Annotated in this window: 14 protein-coding genes and 2 pseudogenes; 8 read left to right on the forward strand and 8 right to left on the reverse strand. The window is 67.0% G+C overall.

Annotated features, from left to right (window positions below; all coding sequences use genetic code 11):
• Positions 1-445: 445 nt before the first annotated feature.
• Positions 446-988, reverse strand: coding sequence for a MarR family winged helix-turn-helix transcriptional regulator (locus tag OG394_RS15160; protein WP_328995990.1), 543 nt, complete (start codon positions 986-988; stop codon positions 446-448).
• Between the two features lie 79 nt (positions 989-1,067).
• Here OG394_RS15160 and OG394_RS15165 point away from each other — a divergent pair, with 79 nt between their 5' ends.
• Both OG394_RS15165 and OG394_RS15170 read left to right on the forward strand, forming a co-directional pair.
• Positions 1,068-1,628 (forward strand): NADPH-dependent FMN reductase, encoded by a 561-nt coding sequence (locus tag OG394_RS15165; RefSeq protein WP_328995991.1) that lies wholly within the window; start codon positions 1,068-1,070, stop codon positions 1,626-1,628.
• 48 nt (positions 1,629-1,676) lie between these two features.
• Positions 1,677-1,985: a hypothetical protein gene (locus OG394_RS15170; protein WP_328995992.1), complete on the forward strand. Its 309-nt coding sequence runs from the start codon at positions 1,677-1,679 to the stop codon at positions 1,983-1,985.
• 139 nt (positions 1,986-2,124) lie between these two features.
• Here the strand turns inward: OG394_RS15170 and OG394_RS15175 are convergent, their stop codons facing one another.
• Positions 2,125-5,076, reverse strand: coding sequence for a glycoside hydrolase family 3 protein (locus OG394_RS15175; RefSeq protein ID WP_328995993.1), 2,952 nt, complete (start codon positions 5,074-5,076; stop codon positions 2,125-2,127).
• 274 nt (positions 5,077-5,350) lie between these two features.
• Between OG394_RS15175 and OG394_RS15180 the strand changes: the two genes are divergently transcribed.
• On the forward strand, positions 5,351-5,941 hold the full coding sequence (locus OG394_RS15180) for a dihydrofolate reductase family protein (RefSeq protein ID WP_328995994.1): 591 nt from the start codon (positions 5,351-5,353) through the stop codon (positions 5,939-5,941).
• Positions 5,942-5,964: 23 nt separating this feature from the next.
• On the opposite strand, the pseudogene OG394_RS15185 reads toward OG394_RS15180, so the two are convergent.
• Positions 5,965-6,144: pseudogene (locus tag OG394_RS15185) on the reverse strand (hypothetical protein); the annotation flags it as partial.
• 78 nt (positions 6,145-6,222) lie between these two features.
• On the opposite strand from OG394_RS15185, the gene OG394_RS15190 reads away from it, so the two are divergent.
• Positions 6,223-6,792: a hypothetical protein gene (locus tag OG394_RS15190; protein WP_328995995.1), complete on the forward strand. Its 570-nt coding sequence runs from the start codon at positions 6,223-6,225 to the stop codon at positions 6,790-6,792.
• A 40-nt stretch (positions 6,793-6,832) separates the two neighbouring features.
• A pseudogene (locus OG394_RS15195) lies at positions 6,833-7,389 on the forward strand (transposase); the annotation flags it as partial.
• A gap of 55 nt (positions 7,390-7,444) precedes the next feature.
• Here the strand turns inward: OG394_RS15195 and OG394_RS15200 are convergent.
• Entirely contained in the window at positions 7,445-8,341 is an 897-nt protein-coding gene (locus OG394_RS15200; protein WP_328995996.1) for an alpha/beta hydrolase, read from the reverse strand.
• Between the two features lie 88 nt (positions 8,342-8,429).
• Here OG394_RS15200 and OG394_RS15205 point away from each other — a divergent pair, with 88 nt between their 5' ends.
• Together OG394_RS15205 and OG394_RS15210 are read left to right on the forward strand one after the other, a co-directional pair.
• Positions 8,430-9,128 carry a transporter substrate-binding domain-containing protein gene (locus OG394_RS15205; RefSeq protein WP_328995997.1) on the forward strand — a complete coding sequence of 233 codons (699 nt, stop codon included), beginning with the start codon at positions 8,430-8,432 and terminating at the stop codon, positions 9,126-9,128.
• 116 nt (positions 9,129-9,244) lie between these two features.
• Positions 9,245-10,318, forward strand: a complete 1,074-nt coding sequence (locus OG394_RS15210) for a calcium-binding protein (protein WP_328995998.1) — start codon at positions 9,245-9,247, stop codon at positions 10,316-10,318.
• A 44-nt stretch (positions 10,319-10,362) separates the two neighbouring features.
• Here the strand turns inward: OG394_RS15210 and OG394_RS15215 are convergent, their stop codons facing one another.
• Positions 10,363-12,273, reverse strand: coding sequence for a helix-turn-helix transcriptional regulator (locus tag OG394_RS15215; RefSeq protein WP_328995999.1), 1,911 nt, complete (start codon positions 12,271-12,273; stop codon positions 10,363-10,365).
• A gap of 141 nt (positions 12,274-12,414) precedes the next feature.
• Here OG394_RS15215 and OG394_RS15220 point away from each other — a divergent pair, with 141 nt between their 5' ends.
• The gene (locus OG394_RS15220; RefSeq protein WP_328996000.1) at positions 12,415-13,437 is read left to right on the forward strand and encodes an NADPH:quinone reductase; all 1,023 of its coding nucleotides are present in this window, start codon (positions 12,415-12,417) and stop codon (positions 13,435-13,437) included.
• 62 nt (positions 13,438-13,499) lie between these two features.
• Here OG394_RS15220 and OG394_RS15225 read toward each other — a convergent pair whose 3' ends face one another.
• The 3 genes from OG394_RS15225 to OG394_RS15235 form a co-directional block, all read right to left on the reverse strand.
• Positions 13,500-16,790 (reverse strand): S8 family serine peptidase, encoded by a 3,291-nt coding sequence (locus OG394_RS15225; protein ID WP_328996001.1) that lies wholly within the window; start codon positions 16,788-16,790, stop codon positions 13,500-13,502.
• A 139-nt stretch (positions 16,791-16,929) separates the two neighbouring features.
• Positions 16,930-18,165 carry an MFS transporter gene (locus OG394_RS15230; protein WP_328996002.1) on the reverse strand — a complete coding sequence of 412 codons (1,236 nt, stop codon included), beginning with the start codon at positions 18,163-18,165 and terminating at the stop codon, positions 16,930-16,932.
• 427 nt (positions 18,166-18,592) lie between these two features.
• Positions 18,593-18,985 carry a VOC family protein gene (locus OG394_RS15235; protein ID WP_328996003.1) on the reverse strand — a complete coding sequence of 131 codons (393 nt, stop codon included), beginning with the start codon at positions 18,983-18,985 and terminating at the stop codon, positions 18,593-18,595.
• Between the last annotated feature and the right edge of the window lie 406 nt (positions 18,986-19,391).

Genomic DNA, 19,391 nt, shown 5'->3' on the forward strand with positions numbered 1-19,391 from the left:
CCCGACAAACCTTCCCCCACCCGCCATTCCACGAGCATGACCACAACCCGCGTTCCTGACAACACGTAGTGCATACCGAGATCGGGTTGCTGGAGGGACCTGCAAGTGAGCTCCGGATTCGGCCTATCTGGACGACCCACACGGGGCGCGCCAGGCGCGGCCAGCATTGATTCGGGCCGCCACTTGGGAACACCGTTGGGAACCAACTCTGGTCAACTGGCGCTGCCAGAGTGGGTTTCGAGCGAACTCCAGAGGCTCTTCTGGGCTCAAGTAGTCGCGTGTAGGCCAGTCCCGTCAGACTTCTAATCCGTTGGTCGCAGGTTCGAATCCTGCCGGGCGCGCATCTACCTGAGACGTATTACGCACGGCTCGGCCGGTGTCGACAACCTCTGCCCAGGGAAGCGCAAGGATCACACACCCGCTCCCTAGCCAAACGGCGTGTTTGTCAGACGTCTCGGCTGCCGGCGCCTTCGTCATCCACACGGCTGAGCAGCTTCCTGGTCACCTTGGCCAGTTGCGTGATGTCGTCCCTGGTGAGCCGGGAGAACAGATGGCGCTCCAGGCCGTCGTAGTGGGTGTCCTGAGCCGCCCGCAGCAAGCCGAAGCCCTTCTCGGTGATCGTCACGATCACCGAACGGGTGTCCCGCTCGTCCGTCTCGCGGCTGACCAACCCATCCCTCTCCAGCTCCGCGACGAGGCGCGACATACGGCTTTGGCTGAGCGGCGCCTGCACGGTCAACTGTGTCATCGGCAGCCGGCCGTCCGGCGAGAACGCACCGAGATGCAGCAAGACCTCGAACCCTCGCAGTCCGATACCGTGGGCGCGGCGCAGTTCCGAGTCGAGCTCTCGCTCCAGGTGCTCCCCCGCACGCACCAGGCCCAGGAACGCATCGGCGTACGTCGGTGAGAGGGATCGGATCGCGTGGCGGTTGATCCGGAACGCCGTCTCGCGCCCGTCTCCACCACTGCGATCGTTCGTCGCCACCATCCCGCCATCATACATGCTTGCGCATGCATTAACTTTGATGTATGCTCATGCATATAAGCCACCCCAAAGGAGTCGAGCGATGAGAGTCCTGGTCATCTCCGGGTCCAGCCGGCGGGAGTCTCTGAACACCCGGCTGGCGCGACTTGCCGCCGCCACGCTCACCCAGGACACCGTGACTGTGGTGAACGACTTGGACCGTGTGCCGTACTACAACGGCGACGTTGAGGCAGCCGGTCTCCCGGCTCCCGTCGTGGAGTTGCGGCAGACAGTTGCCGACGCCGACGCTTTGGTGATCGTGACGCCGGAATACAACGGCACCGTGCCTGGCCTGTTGGGCAACGCGGTGGACTGGCTGTCACGGACACCCGACAACTCCGTGCTGCGGGGAAAGCGCGTCGTGGTGCTCTCTGCTTCGCCGAGCAGGTACGGCGGCATCCGGGCCGCCTCACACCTGCGCACCGTGCTCGGCCACATCCGTGCCGACGTCGCTCCGCAAGGAGTCAGCGTCTCCAGAGCACCTCAGCGTCTGGGCGATTCGTCGGCAGACCCTGACCTGGTCGCCGAGCTGGCGAGGGTGCTCAACGAGGCGCTGCACCCAGCACCAGCCCCTGACGAGGACATCCTCGCGCTCGCGGCCTGACCGAATCTGCAGGTACTTGGACCACCAAGGTCCAGACAGGAGGACACCATGTACGCCGTACTCCGGATCAACACATTCGACGCGGCCAAGCTGGGCGCCTCGACGGCCCAGCTTGAGGAATTCGACCGAATCCACGCCTCACAGCCCGGCTACGAGGGCAACATCACCGTGGATCTCGGAGGCGGACGCCGCATGATGGTCAACCTCTGGAACAGCGAGGAAGACGGCAAGGCGGCCTTCGCCCACCTCAGGCCTGAAGTCGACCGACTACTGACACCTCTCATGTCGGCTGCGTCCGAGTTCCTCGGCGCCGGTCCCGTCGTCGCCGCCGACCTGCCGAGCACGACCGAGGCTTAGCCGATCCCCCGGGCGACCCCCGGGCACCGGACACGCGGTCGGCGGCGGTTGCGGCGGGACCTCGCCCGGTTCTGGAACTTCGCTGGGGAGCACGGTCGTGCCCGGGTCGGGCGGCAGGCTCGCCCGACCCGGGAGTGACCTATCTGATGGTCAGGTCGCGGATGTTCGTCCCGTCGCCGGTGAAGACCAGGTAGACGTCGCGGACGCCGCGGGCCAGCTGTGGGTTGAGCTGGGTCGTCGTCGCGGCCCAGGTGTAGCGGTTGCCGGTGGCAGGGATGGTGAGCGTGCCTGCGAGAGACCCGGTCGGGCTGCCAAGGCGGATCTCCACCTTGGCGGTTCCTTCCGAAACTCGCGAAACGGCGGCTTCCAGTCGGGTGGCGCCATGGCCCAGTTGGACGTCCTGGAAAGAGATCCAGTCGCCCGCCGTCGTCTTGCCGACTGCATCGCCGCGCACCTTGGCGGCATCAACGAGCTCGATACCCGAGTAGTCGTCGAAATCCGTGGCCGCCGTACGCCTGCTCAGGTCCCGGGGCGGGATCACCTCACCACGGACCGCCACCGTCGTACGGGCCCTGATGTCGGCCGAAGAACTGCCCACCTGGACGTCCTGGACAGCCGACTCGACCACCCACTTGTTCCGGGTCACGTCCCAGAACGCCAGCTCACTCGCCTTCACTTCGAAGGAGACCGTACGACGTTGACCGGGCGCGAAGGCCAGCCGCTGGAACCCACGGAGCGTCTTGACCGGCTGGGCCACCCGCGAGGTGCGCTGAGCGGTGTAGAGCTGGACGACCTCCTCGCTCGCGGTCCGGCTGGTGTTGGTCACGTCGACGCTAACCTTGAGCCGTCCGTTCGCCGCGACAACGGGTGAGCCGACCCGCAGTCCGGAGTATCGAAAGGCGCCATAGGTCAGGCCATGGCCGAACGGGTAGAGCGGACTCGCCCGGTGGTACTGATAGGTCCAGCCGGCCTTGATCACGTCGAAGTCGAGTGGATCCGGCAGTTCCTTATCCGTGCGATACCACGTCTGCGGGAGCCGGCCCGACGGCGAGTAGTCCCCGAACAGCACGTCTGCAAGAGCCCGGCCGGTCTCCTGGCCCGCGTGCGACGTCCACAGGACCGCGTTCGCCTGCGCCCAGTCGCCCGTCAACGGATAGCTGCTCTCCAGCACCACAACGGTCCTGGGATTGGCGGCAGTGACGGCCTTCACGATCGCCTGCTGGCCGGCGGCGAGGGCAGTGTCCGTACGATCGTCGTCCTCGCGTCCGTTGATGAACGGAGTACTGCCGACCACCACGACCGCCGTGTCCGCCTTCTTCGCGGCCGCCACCGCCGCGGCCGTACCACTGACGAGGACTTCACGCGCGAACTGAGCCGCCATGTCCTGAGTGGCCGCGCCGATTGCCAGCGTCCCGTCAGCCCGCAGTACGACGTACTGGTTGGGGCCGTTCCAGGGCTCCTTGACCTCATTGCCGCGGTATCGCAGCGCGTAGTTGCCGTTAGCAAGCTTTTCCAGGCCGAACTGTTGCTGCACGAACCAGCCATTGGGCTTGTCCTGATCGTTGACCAACGACTCCCCGCTCCGCGAGACGTACTTGCCATTGGCAACCGAGCGCAGTGCGAGGGTGCCGCCGCCCCAGTCGAAGACGTCCAGCGACTGAGCCGCTCCCGCCGTCGCCGCGTCGGCGATCAGCGCACCACCGGTAGCGCCGGCCGGCGCGGTCACATACTTGCCAGTGGCAACGGAACGGAGCGCGATCCGATCCACGCCTTCGGTCGCGGTGACGGTGCTACCAGCGCCGAGTCGCTCGGCGATACCGGCCCGTGGGGTGATCCGGTACGGCATCGTGCCCGAGTACCAGTCCTCGTAGATGGTGTCGGCCAACGGACCGATGACCGCGACGTCCTTGGTCCTGGCCGAATCGAGCGGCAGGGCCCGGTCCTCGTTCTTGAGCAGCACGAGCTGCTTGCGTGCGGCTTCCCGGGCGAGCTGCTGGTGAGCCGGACTGTTGATGCTGTCCGGCCCGATCTTCTCGTACGGGTTCCGCCCAGCCGGGTCGAACTCGCCCAGCCGGAAACGGATCGAGAGCAGGTGCCCGACCGCCTTGTCGATATCCGCCTCGGTGAGCAGACCCTTGGCCAGCGCCTCTTTGACCGCGGCGACGGTCGGACCGCCGTTCCTGTCGTTCTCGGTGAAGCTGTCGAGGCCTGCCTTGATCGCCGCAGCCGCGCCCTCGGCAGCCGTCGGGTAGTACTGCTGTGAACCACTGACGTTGCCCGCGCCCGCGGCGTCGCCGACGATCATCAGGTCGTCGGCCGACCAGGAGCGCACCGTCTCCCCGAGCTCGGGTGACACGTGGGTCGGCCTGCCGTTGAGCAGGTTGTACGACGCCATCACGCCGGTAGCGGCTCCCGCCGTAAGGGCCGGCTGGAACGCCTTGTATTCGTACTCGTGCAGCACCCGGGGCCGGACGCTCGCCGATACGCGGGCACGGTCCGCCTCGACGTTGTAGGCAGCGAAGTGCTTCAAGGTCGGAGCTGTCTTGAGATAGCGCTGGTCGTCGCCCTGCAGGCCGCGGCCGTACGCCGTCGCGATCGCACTCGTCAGCAACGGGTCCTCGGCGTAGCCCTCCTCGTTACGACCCCACCTGGGGTCACGCAACTGGTTCACCACCGGCGCCCACAGGTTCAGCCCGTTCTTCGCCGGGTCGAGCTTGTTGAAGGCTCTCGCCTCATCTCCGACGGCTGAACCGACTCGCTTGATCAGGCTCGGGTCCCAGGTACTACCGAGCCCGACTGCCTGAGGGAAGACAGTCGCCTCGCCCAGCCAGGCAACCCCGTGCAGCGCCTCCGTACCGGTCTTGAAGGAAGCGATGCCCAGTCTCGGTATCGCGGGCTGGTACTGGTGCAGCAGCGAGATCTTCTCGTCCAGCGTCAGGCGGCTGGTCAGGTCGTTCAACCGGACTTTCAGCGGCAGGTCGGGATTCCGGAACTCCGGAAGAGGCTCGGCCCGCGCGGGCTGCCCCACTAGAAACACGGGCACGAGTAGCAGCGCCACGAGGGCGCCCCCGACTCGATGGCGATAGGTCATGGCGGTTCCCCTTCGGCGGTTTATCGAAGCGCTTCGACTCTCGGGGGAAGAAGCCGAACCGTCAAGAGCGGACAAGCGGATTTCTGGCTCTCCGGTCCAATGCTGGTCAGCAGCTATCTCATCCTCGGGCGCGCGTGGGGCTATTCATGGTGCGACCTGCGCTCCGAAAGGCCTCGACGGAAGTCCCGACGGCGGTGTCGGATCGGGGGCGAGGTGTTCGTAGCAGGAGTGAGGGGCGCCCACGAGGGCGGCCACCGTACTCAAGGAGGGCATCGTGACCGCGACCTATACCTTCGACGTCTTTTCCAGTCTCGACGGCTATGGCTCCCACAGCGGCAACTGGGGCGGCAACTTGGGTGGTTACTGGGGCAAGCAAGGCCCCGAGTTTCTCGGCCGCCGCCTCGCCTTGTACGACGAGGAGCAGCGGATGGTCTTCGGAGCCAACACCTATCGGGCGCACGCGGGAATGTTGGCCTCGAACCCCGACGAGTCCGAGCTGCATGACCCATGGGTCACCCGGATGAGGAACCTGCCGGCAACGGTGGTGTCGAGCACACTCGAAGGCCCCCTCGACTGGCCGGACGCGACCCTCGTCAGCGGCGACGCCGTCGACATCGTCACCCGGCTCAAGACGGAGTCCGACGTGCCATTGCGCTCACACGGCAGCCTGTCGCTGAACCGGGCCCTGATGGCCGCCGGCCTCGTCGATCGCATCCAACTAACGATCTTCCCTGTCATCACCGGTCAGACCGGAGTGGCCCCAATCTTCCAGGGCGCGGCCGACTTCGACCTCGAACTAATCGAAAGCCAAACCCTCGACGGCCACATCCAAGAACTCACCTACCGCCCCACCCTGCACGTCTAAGTGCGTGTTTGAGAAGGGTCTTGTCAGGTGTATTCGAGGTGGCGTCGGTGTTGACGGACGGTGGGGCGTCCGCCGCGGGCTAGGCGGCGGGTCATGAGGCCGATGGCGGCCCAGCGGATCATGGCTTCGGATGTGGCGGGGTGGCGTTCGTAGTCGCGGGCGAGTCGCCGGTGCGCGGTCAGCCAGGCCAGCGTCCGCTCCACTGATCAAGGCCGTCTCTTAACGATTTTCGTACGGCGGTCGTGCCGGCGAGCGGAGGCGGACCCCTATAGTTCTGTCGCATGACTTCGCCGCCGCGCTCGTACGGTTTCACCGGCAGGCGACCGGCCGCGGTCGAGATCGCGTTCTGGATCGCGGTCGTGGTGCCGCCGCTGGCGACCGTGCTCAACGTGGCCGCCTTCGTGGTCGTGAAGAGGGCTGTGGACGACGTGTTCGGCACGACGGGCGGGGACGCTCAGGCGTCGATGGTCGAACTCCGTGACAAGGTGAACGGGCCCCTGCTCGGCTTGTTCATCTTCTTCACAGTCCGAGACCTGCTCCTGAGCGGCCTCTGGATCCTGCTCGGCCTCAAGATGCGCAGCGGCCGACACTGGGCGCGGATCACGCTGACCGTGTTCGCCTCCCTGTGGGCCCTGTCCAGCCTCGTCGCGCTGATCCGGGGCGACACCCAGGGCTTCACGACCGCGGACATACCCCCATTCTTCGAGTTCCCGAGTTCGTACTTCGTACTGGACTACGCGCGAAGCGCCCTGGATCTGCTCGCGATGGCCGCATTCATCCCGCTGGTCTTCCTGAGGCGGTCCAACCGGTATTTCACGGCCCGCGCCCACCTGCCTGAGTGCGTGTTTTGAGAGGTTGATCTTGTTTGGTGTGTCTGCGTGATCTTGTGGGGTGGTTCGGTCAGGATGCCGGGGTGATGCGGAGGCGTGTTATCCCTCGGACCTGTCCGATGATGAGTGGGCGTTGGTTGAGCCGCTATTGCCGCCGCCTGGGGAGGGTGGGCGGCCGGAGAAGCATCCGCGGCGGGCGGTGGTGGATGCGATCTTGTACGTGGTGCGGACCGGGTGTGCGTGGCGGGCGTTGCCGGCGGATTTCCCGCCGTGGCAGACGGTGTACTGGGCAAGAAGATCAACGGGCGGAAACGGTTCATCGTCACCGACACCCTCGGCCTGCTGCTCACCGTCACCGTGTGCGCCGCCAGCGTCCAAGACCGCAACGGCGCCAAGACCGCCCTGCTCGGCGCGTACCTGACCGCACCCGCCTGCCGATTCGTCTTCGCCGACGCCGGCTTCGCCGGACGCCTCGTCGACTGGGCCCACGACGTGCTGGCCACCACGATCAGTATCGTCCGCAAACCCCCAGACCAGAAGGGCTTCGCAGTGCTACCCCGCAGATGGGCAGTGGAGCGGACGCTGGCCTGGCTGACCGCGCACCGGCGACTCGCCCGCGACTACTAAGTCCGTTCCTGTCCGACTCGACCGGCAGGCGGTCACCGTGGGCCATTCATGGTGCGAAGCGGTTGGTTAGCCAGGAGTTCCGGTCGTTGAGGGCGGCTTTGGCCATGGGGGTTGGGTGGGCGGTGAAGGCGTGGGGGGAGGCTGGGTAGATGCGGAGGTCTACGTCGGCTCCTGCTGCCGAGAGGCGGGCGGCCATGGCCAGGTTGTCCTCAAGCAGGATGTCCGAGGCGCCGACGATCAGGAGTGTGGGCGGCAGGTCGCGCAGGTCGGCGAAGATGGGTGAGATGTCGGGAAGCGTGCGATCGGCCACGTGACCGACGTACGCCTGCAGGAAGTATTCGTCGGCGATCAGTCGGCCCGCGGCGGTCAGGCCACTCAGGTCATACGTTCCGAACTGCAGTACGGCACCGGCGAAAGAATCCGCGTCGCCGCTTCCCCGAAGCCGGAGCAGCGTCGTCATGGCAAGCGTGGCTCCGGCCGAGCTGCCGCCGATCGCCAGCTTGGTGGTGCCGAATCGCGTCTCGGCCTCGTCGATGAGCCAGCGCGCTGCGGCCTCGCAGTCGTCTGGCGCGGCCGGCCACGGGTTCTCGGGCGCGAGTCGGTAGTCGACACTCACCACGGCGATCCCGAGCGACTCGGCGAGCTCCAAGTTGCGCGCGTCCCCGCCTGCCGCCGAGCTCAGGTAGAAGCCGCCACCGGGTATATCGAGGTACACGCCCCGCACCTTCTTGTTCCTCGGCACAACTATCCGCAAGGAAAAGACATCCTGCTCGATGATGACCGTTCCCGGCAGCGGTGCAAGGACCTGCTTGGCGCGCAGCACCTGCAGCTCCTCGAGCGACGCCGGTCCTCGCCGCTCGCCGCGCGCGGCATAGAACGCCCGGCTCTCCGCGACGTGAGCCGCAAGTTCCGGTTGGACCAGACTCCTCAACCCGATTTGCACGATCACCCTTCAGCCAGTTGTTCGGTCGCCGTCGACCGTATCGACCACCCGGGAGCAACGGAGCCGGCCCACGGGTTAGCGTTCGGGGATGAGCGACTTGGTGAGCGACGGGGTTCTGCGGGTCGGGATCAATCTGGGCAATCCGGTGCTGGCGCAGGGCACTGCCGAGGCGCCAAGTGGCGTGTCGGTCGACATCGGGCGTGAGATCGCAACCCGGCTGGGCGCAAGCGTCGAGCTGGTGTGTTTCGGCGCGGCTCGGGAGTCGTTGGCCGCCTTGGTTGACGGCCGTGTGGATGTCGGGTTCTTGGCGCTGGAGCCCGCGCGCGAGAACGAGGTGGCGTTCACTGCGCCGTACGTCATGATCGAGGGCGTGTACGCCGTACCGCGAGCATCCCGGATCCAGGGCCGCGAGGACGTGGACCGCGCCGGCGTACGAGTCGGGGTAAAGCGCGGATCGGCGTACGACCTGTATTTGAGCCGGACCCTCGAACATGCCGAAGTGGTTCGTGGAGACGAAGGCGTCGAGATCTTCCGGGCCGAGGGCCTGGAGGTGGCCGCAGGCATCCGGCAGCCGTTGAGCGAGTACGTGGCGGCCAACGAGGACCTCCGCCTGATCGATGAGCGCTTCATGGAGATCCGCCAGGCGGTGGCAATCCGACGCGGAAGACGGCCAGAGACACTGCGTTTCCTCGCCGAGGCGGTCGAGGACCTGAAGTCCAGCGGATTCATCGCGGCCGCGCTCGAACGCTCCGGCCACTCCCCCGACCTGGTCGCCCCACCCGCCTGACCAGCTCGCCGAAACTTCAGTAGGTACTACTGAGGACGTCCCATAGCGCCCAGTGGTGAGCTTGATCTCGGCGCGGTCGCCCAGAAGACGCGCCGCACACAGATCGAGGGGGAGAAGTGAAAACACGCACTGTACGGATGGCCGCTGCGGGGGTAGCGGTATTGGCTCTGACCGGTGGCCAGCTGCTGATGGCGAGTCAGGCCCAGGCGGTAGCGCCGTCGGCGGTCTGGATCGAGGCCGGCACGCTGCGCTTCCAGGACGTGTCGAACGTCCAGAACAACGTCACGCTGGCGCTCGTCGGCAGCTCGTACGAGTTGACGGACAGCCTCGGCAACGTCTCGGCCCAGTGGCCGTGTGCCGCGGTCTCGGCGCACCGGGTGCGCTGCCCGGCCGGCAGCGTCTCGCGGTACTCGTTCAGCTTCCTGGCCGGCAACGACCGACTCGTCAACACGACCAAACTGCCGGGGTACGCCTTCGGTGGCACGGGTCATGACCTGCTGATCGGTGGCTTCGGTGCCGAGATCCTTTCCGGTGAAGCCGGGAACGACTCGGTGATGGGTCGGCTGGGCAACGACCGGCTGTACGGCGGTACGGGCATCGACTGGGTCCGGTACGACGACAGGTCGGCGCCGGTGCGCGTCCGGCTCGACAACACCGTCGCCGACGACGGCCAGCCGAACATCGGTGAGAAGGACCTCGTCTGGCCCGACATCGAGAACGCCAACGGTGGCGCGAGCAACGACCTGCTCGTCGGCAGCAACGGGTCGAACTGGCTCGCGGGCCTCGGCGGCAACGACTCCATCTTCGGCCAGGGTGGCAACGACCGCCTGACGCCTGACCTGGGCAAGGACCGGGTCTACGGCGGCACCGGCGCGTACGACTACATCGACTACACCACTCGTACGGTGGCGGTGCGGGTCACGTTGCACGACGGCACGGCCAATGAGGGTCAGACCGGTGAGGGCGACTACGCCGACGCGGGCGTGGAGGGCATTCTCGGCGGGCAGTCGAGCGACTACCTGGTCGGCAACAACGGCAACAACGTGATCCAGGGAGCGGCCGGGAACGACCGGATCTACGCTCTCGGCGGTAACGACAGCCTGTACGGCGGTCTGGGTTCCGACTACGGCAACGGCGGCCTGGGTTCCGACTTCTGCTCCTCGGTGGAGTCGAAGGTCAGCTGCCCCTGACGTAAAGACCAGATGCCCTGCTCCCTGAGATGGGAGCAGGGGCATCACCATGCCAGGGCTGTGGCCAGTTCGTTGCGGCCACGGACGCCGAGTTTGGCGTAAGCGCGGAGCAGGTGGCTGTCGACCGTACGGACGGACAGGGTGAAGTGTTCGGCGATCTGCTTGCTGGACAGGCCGCGGGCCGCGAGTGCGGTGACGTCACGCTCGCGCGTGGTGAGGGTCGCCGCGGGACCGGCCAGTTCCAGCGCGGGAGTACGCGCCTGTTGGCAACGGGCGGCGAGGTCTTGGGCCCGCGCGGCCAGACCTTCCGCTCGCCGACGATGCTCCTGCAGACGGGCCTTGCCGGCGGCCATCGCGTACGCCTCGGCGGCGAACAGCGGCAGGTTCATCGCGGCGAATCGGTCGGCCGCGTTGACCAGCAGTCCCAGGTCGCCGATGGCCATCCCCCGAGCCTGCAGTACGCGGGCCACCATCAGCTCGCCATCGACGTGATCGCTCAGCTGGGCCAGGGCGGCGGCGGCCTCGTCCGTGGCGGTAGCGCTGATCCGGACCAGGTCATGCCAGGCCGCGGCTTCCTGCGCGTACGCCTTGGCCGCTTCCGCATTCTTGACTGCCAGGTGGAGTTGATGGCGCGCGAGTTCAAGGTTGCCGACGGCAACGGCTTGCCAGGCCTGCGCTCGCAGCAACTCGGCCTCGTGGAACGCGCCAGGTTCTCCGTCGAGCGCGGCGGACGCCTCACCTTGCTGGGCGGCGGCTATCGCCCGGCCGGTCAGGCACCACCGGCGGAGCCCAGCCATACCGAGGTCCTTCGCCACCGCGGCGCCTTCGGCGTACAGGGTGGTGGCCGTGGTGAGTTGTCCGGTCAGGACAGCGAGATTGCCACGGAGTAGTGCCCACCAGGCCTGGTGGGATGGGTAGCGCTGGTCCAGTGCCGATTGGTAGCCAGCGGCAACGATCGGCTCGGCCTCCGCAACGGCCCCGGCCTGGAGGTGAGCCATGGCTTGGGCCAGGCCGTGCAGTACTGACTTGTCCTGCTCGGGAACCTCGGGGGCAACCTCAACCTCGGCGAGGGCAAGTCGGGTGGCGAGAGTCATGCGCCGGCGGCGGACGTGACCGTGCACTGGCTGCTTGAGGCGGATCAGGTCCGTACCGACGGCTGTGGTCAGTCCGCGGTGTTCAAGGCTGTGGAGGACGTCTCGGTCGATTAGGCGGGCCTCGATCGGTTCACCGACGGCTAGGAGGTCTAGCGCGCGGTGTTCGGCTCTGTCGAGGTCTACGAGTTCTGACTCGACTAGTTCGCACAGGCGTTGTGAGATCGGCAGGCGCTTGAGCCGCCACAAGCCGTCGTCGCGGTGTAGGTCGCCGGTGTCGAGTGCAGCTTGGACAAGTTCGCGTAGGTAGAGCAGGTTGCCGCGGCTCGTCTCCCAAAGGTCCCGCCGACAGGCTCCGTCGATCGGACCTGCGAGTACGGCGTCCAGTAGCTCGTTGACGCACTCAGAGCCGAACGGTTCGAGGTCCAGCCGGTCGAGCAACCTGTCCTTCCAGAGCGAGAGCACGGACGCAGGCATCGGTACGCCGGGCCCGGAGCGCATCGTAAGAATGACGACCGCCTGCCGACGTACGACGATCTGATGCACTACAGCGGCCGATGCGTCGTCGAGGAGGTGTGCGTCGTCGATCAGGAGTAGCTGCCTCCCGCCCGGTAAGAGCGGCCCTAGCCCGGCTAGCGGGATCGCCTTGACCACGGCGACAGTAAAGCCGAGGCCCTCGGCTCGAGTGGCACACTCGGCGGCCAGGCGGGACTTGCCCACACCCGCTTCACCCGCGATTACCAAGCCCCGGTACGACGGGTTGGCTAGTGCGGTCTCTAATTGGTCAACCGCGGCGTGCCGGCTGACGAACGGCCAGGAAGTGGTGGAGGCGATGACGGCTGCTGTACTCCCCCCTGCCGTCATCACCACCACACCCCGCTGGTCGTGCCATTCCCCCTGGAGACAACCAAACCATCACCAGGTTGTCGCAGGGTTGCGAAGCGGTTGCGCGGGCCAATCTCGTGGATGGGAAATAGGACGACAGACGCATCGGTTGTACCCGATATGAAGTCAATCGTTCATGACCAGCTAGGCCCGGCAGATTCCGTACTCCGACTGACCGATCGAGAAGTTCCCGAGCCCGGCGAGGGTGAGGTACGGATTCGGGTGGCCGTTTCCGGCGTCAACCCGACCGACTGGAAGGCTCGCACCGGCCTGTACGGCGGTAACGTGGTCGAGTCGGTCCCGAACCAGGATGGCGCGGGTCTCGTCGACGCCATCGGGCCGGGTGTTGACGGCGTCGCGGTCGGCGATCGGGTCTGGGTGACGCTCGCGGCGTTCCAGCGGCCGTTGAGCGGGACGGCGCAGGAGTACACGGTCGTCCCGGTCGAGCGGGTGTTCCCGCTGGCCGACAACGCCTCGTTCGCGCTCGGCGCGAGTATCGGCATCCCGGCGATCACGGCACACCGCGCGCTGACGGTCGCCGAGGGCGGACCGACGCGTCTGTCGCCCGGAGCGCTCAAGGGCAAGGTGGTCCTGGTGGCCGGTGGCGCCGGCGCGGTCGGGCATGCGGCCGTGCAGCTCGCTCGTTGGGCCGGGGCGACCGTCATCGCGACGACCAGCCCCAAGAAGACGGACTACGCCGAAGCCGCTGGCGCGCATCACGTCGTGAACTATCGCGACGAGGATGCGGCAGCCCAGATCCGCGGGATCGCGCCCGATGGCGTCGACCTGGTGGTCGAGGTGGCGGCAGGCGCCAACAACGAGCTCGACCTGGCCGTACTGCGGCCGCGCGGCACCATCGCGATCTACGCGAACGACGGCGACCAGCCGTTCGCGATCGACATCCGCGCCAACATGGGGCTGAACTCGCGATACCAGTTCGTGCTGCTCTACTCCGTCGGCTGGGAGTTCCTGACCGCCGCCGCCGAGGACATCAACGAGGCGATCGCGGCCGGCGTACTCCCGGTCGGTGCGGAAGCTGGTCTGCCGCTGCATCACTTCAAGCTCGACCAGACCGTCGAAGCCCACCAAGCGGTCGAGTCCGGCGCGACCGGGAAGGTCCTGATCGACGTCGCGGACCTCTGACCCATCACCAACACCTACAGGCGGTGGAGTGATCTCCACCGCCTGTAGGCCTAGATCGATCTCTAGTTAACTGTGTCGACCACCAGTGAGCCGGAGCCGACAACGGCGCCCGCGTCGGTCTGGACGGTCAGTGTGCCGGTGATCTTGCGACCGACACCTGGTTGGGCGTTGACGGTCAGCGTCGCGGTTGGCGACCACGACGAGCCTGACGGACGTAGAGCGTTGCTGTCGCTAGAGGTCAGCGAGCCGAGTGCCGGCGCTACGTAGCTGTCCACCAGGTCGTACGCCGTAGTGCCCTCAGGTACAGCGAATCCGTCGATGAGGATCCGGTACAGCGACGCCACCGGGTTGGTGAGCGTCACCTGTTCGACGGCTGTCGCGCCGGCGCTGAACCCAACCTGCACACAGGTTGGGTTACAGCGGAAGACGAACAGGTCGATGTCCGCCCGCTGGTCAGACGCGTTCCCGGTACGGATCGTGTACGACGAAACGCCGGCCGGCAGCGTCACGTCGAACGTCTGCTGCGCCAGGTGTGCGATCGTCGGCCGCTGGGTCTGCGTACTCGCCAACGCACCGCCACCCACTAGCCGTCCGGTGAAGGCGGCGAGCTGGTTGGAGACCGTGTAGTTGCGCGTCTGCGGCACCCCGATCGTTGCCGAAGGCACCAGGTCCGGGTTGGGCGAGATCACTGTGCCCAGCACGGTCGCGGTCAGCCCGAACGGCGCCGATGCGGTGTCGGAGGTACGACGCGCCTCCATCACGAGCTCCCAGACCCCTGGCAACGGGTTCACCACGGTACGGCTCGTCGGCGTGCCACCGGCGCAGCCTCCACCCGAGTCGGGGTTGTAGCAGTTCAGGCTGGAGGTGTTGTCGATCGGCAGACCATGCGGGCTGTACCGCAGGAAGCGGATCTGGCCGGCTCCCGCGGCGGCGCCGCCACCGGTCATGTCCACCTTGAGCGCGCTCGCGCCGACCGGCACCCGCACGAAGTAGTGCCGGGTGGCGTTCCTTCCCACCTGACCACTGGTCTGGAAGGTGTACGCGTTGGCCGCCGTCAGCTCGCTGGGAACGAACACCGCGTTCATGGTCATCAGGTCGACGCCGGGCGTGGCCGAGTCGTCGAGCTGCAGGATCGCGGAGTGTGCGCCTGGACTGGACGGGTTGACCTGTACGGCGAAGTCGACCGCCTCGTTCAACGGCAGGGTGACCTTGGTCCGCGAACTGAACGAGCCGTCGTTGCCGAGCCACTTCACCTGGTACGCCACCGGCTTGGCCGGACCGGTCGTCCGGGTCAGGGTGTACGTCCGGTTGTACTTCACCCCGAGGGTGACGCCTTCGCGATCGTGAATGCCAACGCCGACGTTCGGCGTGGCCAGCAGGTTGCTGAGCGCCGTGCTCACCGGCACGGTCGCGGTGATCGCGTTCGGCCGCTGCCCAGCACGGAGCTGGTCCCAGGCCGGGTTGACCGCGAACAGGCCGGCGCCCTGCTCGTAGGCACCAAGCTGCGACTGGTACGTCGCGCTGGTCCGGATCGCGCTGCGCAGCGCGGCCGCGGTCGGCCGGTTACCGCCGAAGTTGGCCTTGTACGCGCTGACCAGCAAAGCGGCAGCGCCCGCGGCCTGCGGAGCCGCCATCGAGGTGCCGTTCAGCATCGAGTAGCCGGGCGGCAGGCCGTACGTGCCGGCCACCGGGCCGCCGAACTGCCAGCGCGGCGTGGTGGAGACCGCCGCACCGGGCGCGACGATATCCGGCTTGAAGCCGCCATCCTCTCGCGGACCGCGCGACGAGAACGGGTGCAGACCCTTGTCGTTCAGCGGGTCCGATCCGTAGTTCGACAGCCAGGTCTCCCGCGTGATGTACGAGCCGACGCTGATCGAGTTGGTCGCGACCGACGGGTCACCGACCGAGTTCGCCCCGGCGCCGCTGTTGCCGGCCGAGATGAAGATCTGCATGTTGAACTCGTCGATCGTCCGGTTGTAGAGCTCCGCCCGGGCGTTGTTGCCGTCGTTGAGCGCGGGCAGACCGCCGATCGAGATGTTCACGACGTCGGCGCCGTTGTGCGCGGCGTACAGAACACCGTCGATCAGACCGCTGCTCGTGCAGGAGCTGGTGGTCAGGCAGACCTTGACCGCGAGCAGCTGTGCGCCTGGAGCCGCTCCGCTCATCGCCCCGCCGAACAGGCCGTTGGCGGCCGTGATGCCGGCGACGTGGGTGCCGTGCTGCGCACCCGCGATACCCAGGTTGACCACCGATCCGGCGTCCGAGGCCGGGTTGTATACGGACCGGTCTGTCACCACGACGAACGGGACGGACTCGATGACGCTGGTGGCCGGGTTGTCCGTACCGAGGAAGCTGAAGTCCCGGTTGACCTTGAAGTCGATCATCGGGGTCTCGTCGGTGAAGTCGGCATCCTGGTCGCGGTCGACGTACACGACCTTGGTGGTTCGGTCCTGCAGTACGCCGATCGATTCGGCGGGTACGCCGTCGCGGTCGATGTCGCCGCCGAGTTCACCCGCGGCAAGCTCGCCCGCAGCCTCGCGGAGCACGCCGAACGCGTACGGTCCACCGGTCGCCGGTGCGGTCCAGGTCCGGCTACTCGCGGTGAAGGTGCCGTTGAATCGGCCGGACGTGGTGATCCAGGTGGCGTCACCCGAGGTCGGCGAGTTCGCGTTGTACCAGTCGATGATCTTGTGCTGACCCGTCGTCGTGGTCTGCAACGCGGGGTGGTTGAGGTCGATACCGGAGTCGAGGATCGCGACCTTGGTGCCGCGGCCGTCCCACGTCGGGTTGGCCAGGGCGAACTGTGCGGCCTGCGTGTCGCCTGTCGGCAGGTACGGGTTGATTCGCGGCGTGCTCGCGTCGGGCGGTGTCTGCGGGATCGGCAGCTGGGAGCCGTCCGGCTTGGGGTCGTCTCTGACGATCAGCCCGTCGACGTCCACCGCGGCGATCGAGCTCAGCCTGGCGGCCTGGTCGGCCTTCCCGATCGGGATCTCCACCTTGAGGTAGTCGACATCGCCGTCGGACTTCAGTACTACGCCACCGAGGGCGCGTAATTGGGCCGCGGCGGTCGACAGTTTGCCGCGCTCCGCGGCTACCAGGAGCGTCACCGTCTTCTTACCGGCGGCCTGGGCCGCGGCGATTCTCGACCGGTCGGCGGGACCGAGGTCCTTGTCCGACTTCGGATGCGGCTCGTTCGCCGCCGCGGCCGCCGCGGCCGCGTGGCCGGTGCCGCCCGGTGGGGCGGCTGCACCCGGTAATGCGGTCATGGAGGCTGTCGCCAGCCCCAACAATGCGGCGGAGACCGCCGTGAACCGAGCCACCTTGCGATGCGCAGGCGTCATCGACTGAGTCATGCGTGGAGTCCCTCCCCTTGTCCCCGAGACTTAGGAGCATTTGACTCCGCCGCACCAATCAGCACAAGACCCTGCCGAAAAAGGGTTCAAAAGCAACTATCTCGGCGAGGCCATGCGAAGGGAGCCTTCGAAATGCCTTTTAGCTGGGCGGCCTGGGATCGCCTGTGCTCAGGGCGGTAAGCGCTTCCGGCGCTCCCGGCGCTCCCGGCGCTTCCGGCTTCGGGCTGAGTAGGCGGCCGTTGGCGGCGACGCCGAGGAGCAAGGGCAGCAGTACGGCGAACGTCCACGTCAGGCCGATCAGCTGGGCGGACCAGCCGACGATGGCCGGTCCGATCAGGATCCCGGCGTACGTGAACGTTGTCAGCCGGGACACCGCTGCCGCCGCGGCCGCACCGCCTTCGCGACCGACGGCGCTGAAGATCAACGGCATCAGTACCGACCCGCCAAGGCCGAGAATCGCCAACCCGGCAAGGGTTGCCGGCCATACCGGCACCACCAGCACGATGCTCAGCCCAACCACCGAGACCAGTCCGCAAACGCGAAACAGCGACGACGCCCCGTACCTCTCAGTCAATCGGTCGCCAACCACCCGGCCCACCGTCTGGCAGGCCGTAAACGCGGTGAACCCCAACGCCGCCAACGCCAACCCGGCCCCACGCACGTCGTGCATGAACACACCACTCCAGCTAATCACCGCCGCCTCACCAATCATCACCACAAACCCCATCCCACCAAGCACCACCACCGCCCTCGTCCACCCGGTCCTGGTACTCGCACGTGCCTCGTCGCCGCCTGACCCAGCCGTCTGGTCGGCGGACGACGGCAGGAGCCACCGCGTGACGATCAGCCCGGCGACGAGCAGCACCACGGCGGAGTACAGGAAGTGTTCCCCCGGCGAGACGCTTGCCCGCGTCACGACGGCCGCCGTGAGCGACGCGAGCACCGCACTCGTACTCCACGCGGCATGACAACCACTCATCAGCGGACGCCCCCGAAGCCGCTCGACGGCGACCGCGTGCGCGTTCATCGCGACATCCACTGAGCCGTGTACGACGCCCATCAGCACGACGGCAATCCCTAGCTGGACACCATCACGCGCTTGCCCGACACCCACCAGCGTCATCGGCAGAACCACCAGCGCTAGCCGGATGATCCGCCTGCTGCCGAAGCGGCTGACCAGCCCGCCGACAAACTGCATGGAAACCAGGGCCGCCGCACCGAAAAGCGTGAGCACAACCCCCAATTGCCCATCGGTCAGCTGATGCCCCAGCTTCAGCGACGGGATCCGGGAAATGTAACTCGAGATCGCACACCCGTTGACCAAGAACACCGCGGTCACGGCCCAACGAGCCCGCTCGACTACCAAGACGTCCACGACACTCTCCAACCCGGGCACACCTCCTGCACGCCCACGCAAAGAACGTCGTCACCACCCCACCCACCTCGACATTTCACCGCTGGTGCCTCCGCTCAGATGGAGGTTTGGCCCGGGCCGACGGCTGCCGCGGGTGATGTAGCCGTGGCAACGAGGCGCATCTCAGCCGAGTTCGCTGCTGGTCTGCGCGACCGGAGGCGTCGCCAGGGCCTTCCCCCACAGATGGGCAGACTGGTTGTATCCGAAGAAAGCACCTATTAGGCGCGCAGTTATGGCCGCGCGAACAAAAAGGCCGGCAGCAGAGTCAAGCCCACAAAGCTGACCACGAGTGCGGTGCGCCGCCGATTCATGCAGCGATTCTGCCTTGTCGCCGTAGCGGCCGCCTCAGCCCGAGCAACTACCGCGACGCATTCCGATCCGCACTCGGCTACTCCGCCTGACTCGAGACGGGTGGGGCCCACGAGGGACGGTTGATCAAGCAGAACGGATGGCCGGCCGGGTCCGCGTAGATGTGGGCCCGGTCGTCGTGCGCCGGCAGCCGGGTCGCCCCCAGCTCGCGCACCTGGACGTCGGCCACGGCGACGTCGTCGACCATGACGTCCAGGTGGTACTGCTGAGGCGCAGACGGGTCGCCCCACCGAGGCGGCTGATGGTCCGGCGCCAGTTGGAAGGCCACGCCCGACGACCGGTCGTCGGCCGCGATCACGACCCAATCGTCACTGCGATAGGTCACCGCCAGCCCGAGCAGTTCCGCGTAGAACCCGGCCAGCGCGCCGGGATCAGGACAGTCGAGCACGACGTGATGCATCCGGCCGATCATGCGCCCACCTCCCGCACACGAGAATGCCACGCAAAGGGCTTCGGTACCGCTCGTGGCAGGCCGCGATGGTTCAGGGGGACGCCCCTGTCCACACGGTGACCGATTTCGCCCTCATTCGGCCTGTTCGGAGTCACCGTGTGGACGTGGCGGTCCGGGCGGACAGCCAGCACTACATAAGTGCCCGTTTCGACCGCCTGAAAGGATTCAGACGAGGGTTGTGTAGTGCTGGCCGTCCGTCGCGGACCGCCACGCAGGCACAACCTCCGCCTGAAGCGTTCAACACCGCGGAAAACCGGAGTTGTGCCTGCCTCGCGGTCCGGCCACGGCCACGGAAAGGACACGAGAGCCGCTTTCACCACTCGTGTGCTAGACAGGGGGCAACTTAAGGGGCCCTTGTGGACCAGCT

It is taken from the genome of Kribbella sp. NBC_01245 (assembly GCF_036226525.1).
Lineage (GTDB): Bacteria > Actinomycetota > Actinomycetes > Propionibacteriales > Kribbellaceae > Kribbella.

What these genes read in the sequence shown, in the direction of transcription:
- OG394_RS15160 (WP_328995990.1), bottom strand. Translation starts at nt 988, where the DNA reads ATGGTGGCGACGAACGATCGCAGTGGTGGAGACGGGCGCGAGACGGCG.
- OG394_RS15165 (WP_328995991.1), top strand. Translation starts at nt 1,068, where the DNA reads ATGAGAGTCCTGGTCATCTCCGGGTCCAGCCGGCGGGAGTCTCTGAAC.
- OG394_RS15170 (WP_328995992.1), top strand. Translation starts at nt 1,677, where the DNA reads ATGTACGCCGTACTCCGGATCAACACATTCGACGCGGCCAAGCTGGGC.
- OG394_RS15175 (WP_328995993.1), bottom strand. Translation starts at nt 5,076, where the DNA reads ATGACCTATCGCCATCGAGTCGGGGGCGCCCTCGTGGCGCTGCTACTC.
- OG394_RS15190 (WP_328995995.1), top strand. Translation starts at nt 6,223, where the DNA reads ATGACTTCGCCGCCGCGCTCGTACGGTTTCACCGGCAGGCGACCGGCC.
- OG394_RS15205 (WP_328995997.1), top strand. Translation starts at nt 8,430, where the DNA reads ATGAGCGACTTGGTGAGCGACGGGGTTCTGCGGGTCGGGATCAATCTG.
- OG394_RS15215 (WP_328995999.1), bottom strand. Translation starts at nt 12,273, where the DNA reads ATGACGGCAGGGGGGAGTACAGCAGCCGTCATCGCCTCCACCACTTCC.
- OG394_RS15220 (WP_328996000.1), top strand. Translation starts at nt 12,415, where the DNA reads ATGAAGTCAATCGTTCATGACCAGCTAGGCCCGGCAGATTCCGTACTC.
- OG394_RS15225 (WP_328996001.1), bottom strand. Translation starts at nt 16,790, where the DNA reads ATGACTCAGTCGATGACGCCTGCGCATCGCAAGGTGGCTCGGTTCACG.
- OG394_RS15235 (WP_328996003.1), bottom strand. Translation starts at nt 18,985, where the DNA reads ATGATCGGCCGGATGCATCACGTCGTGCTCGACTGTCCTGATCCCGGC.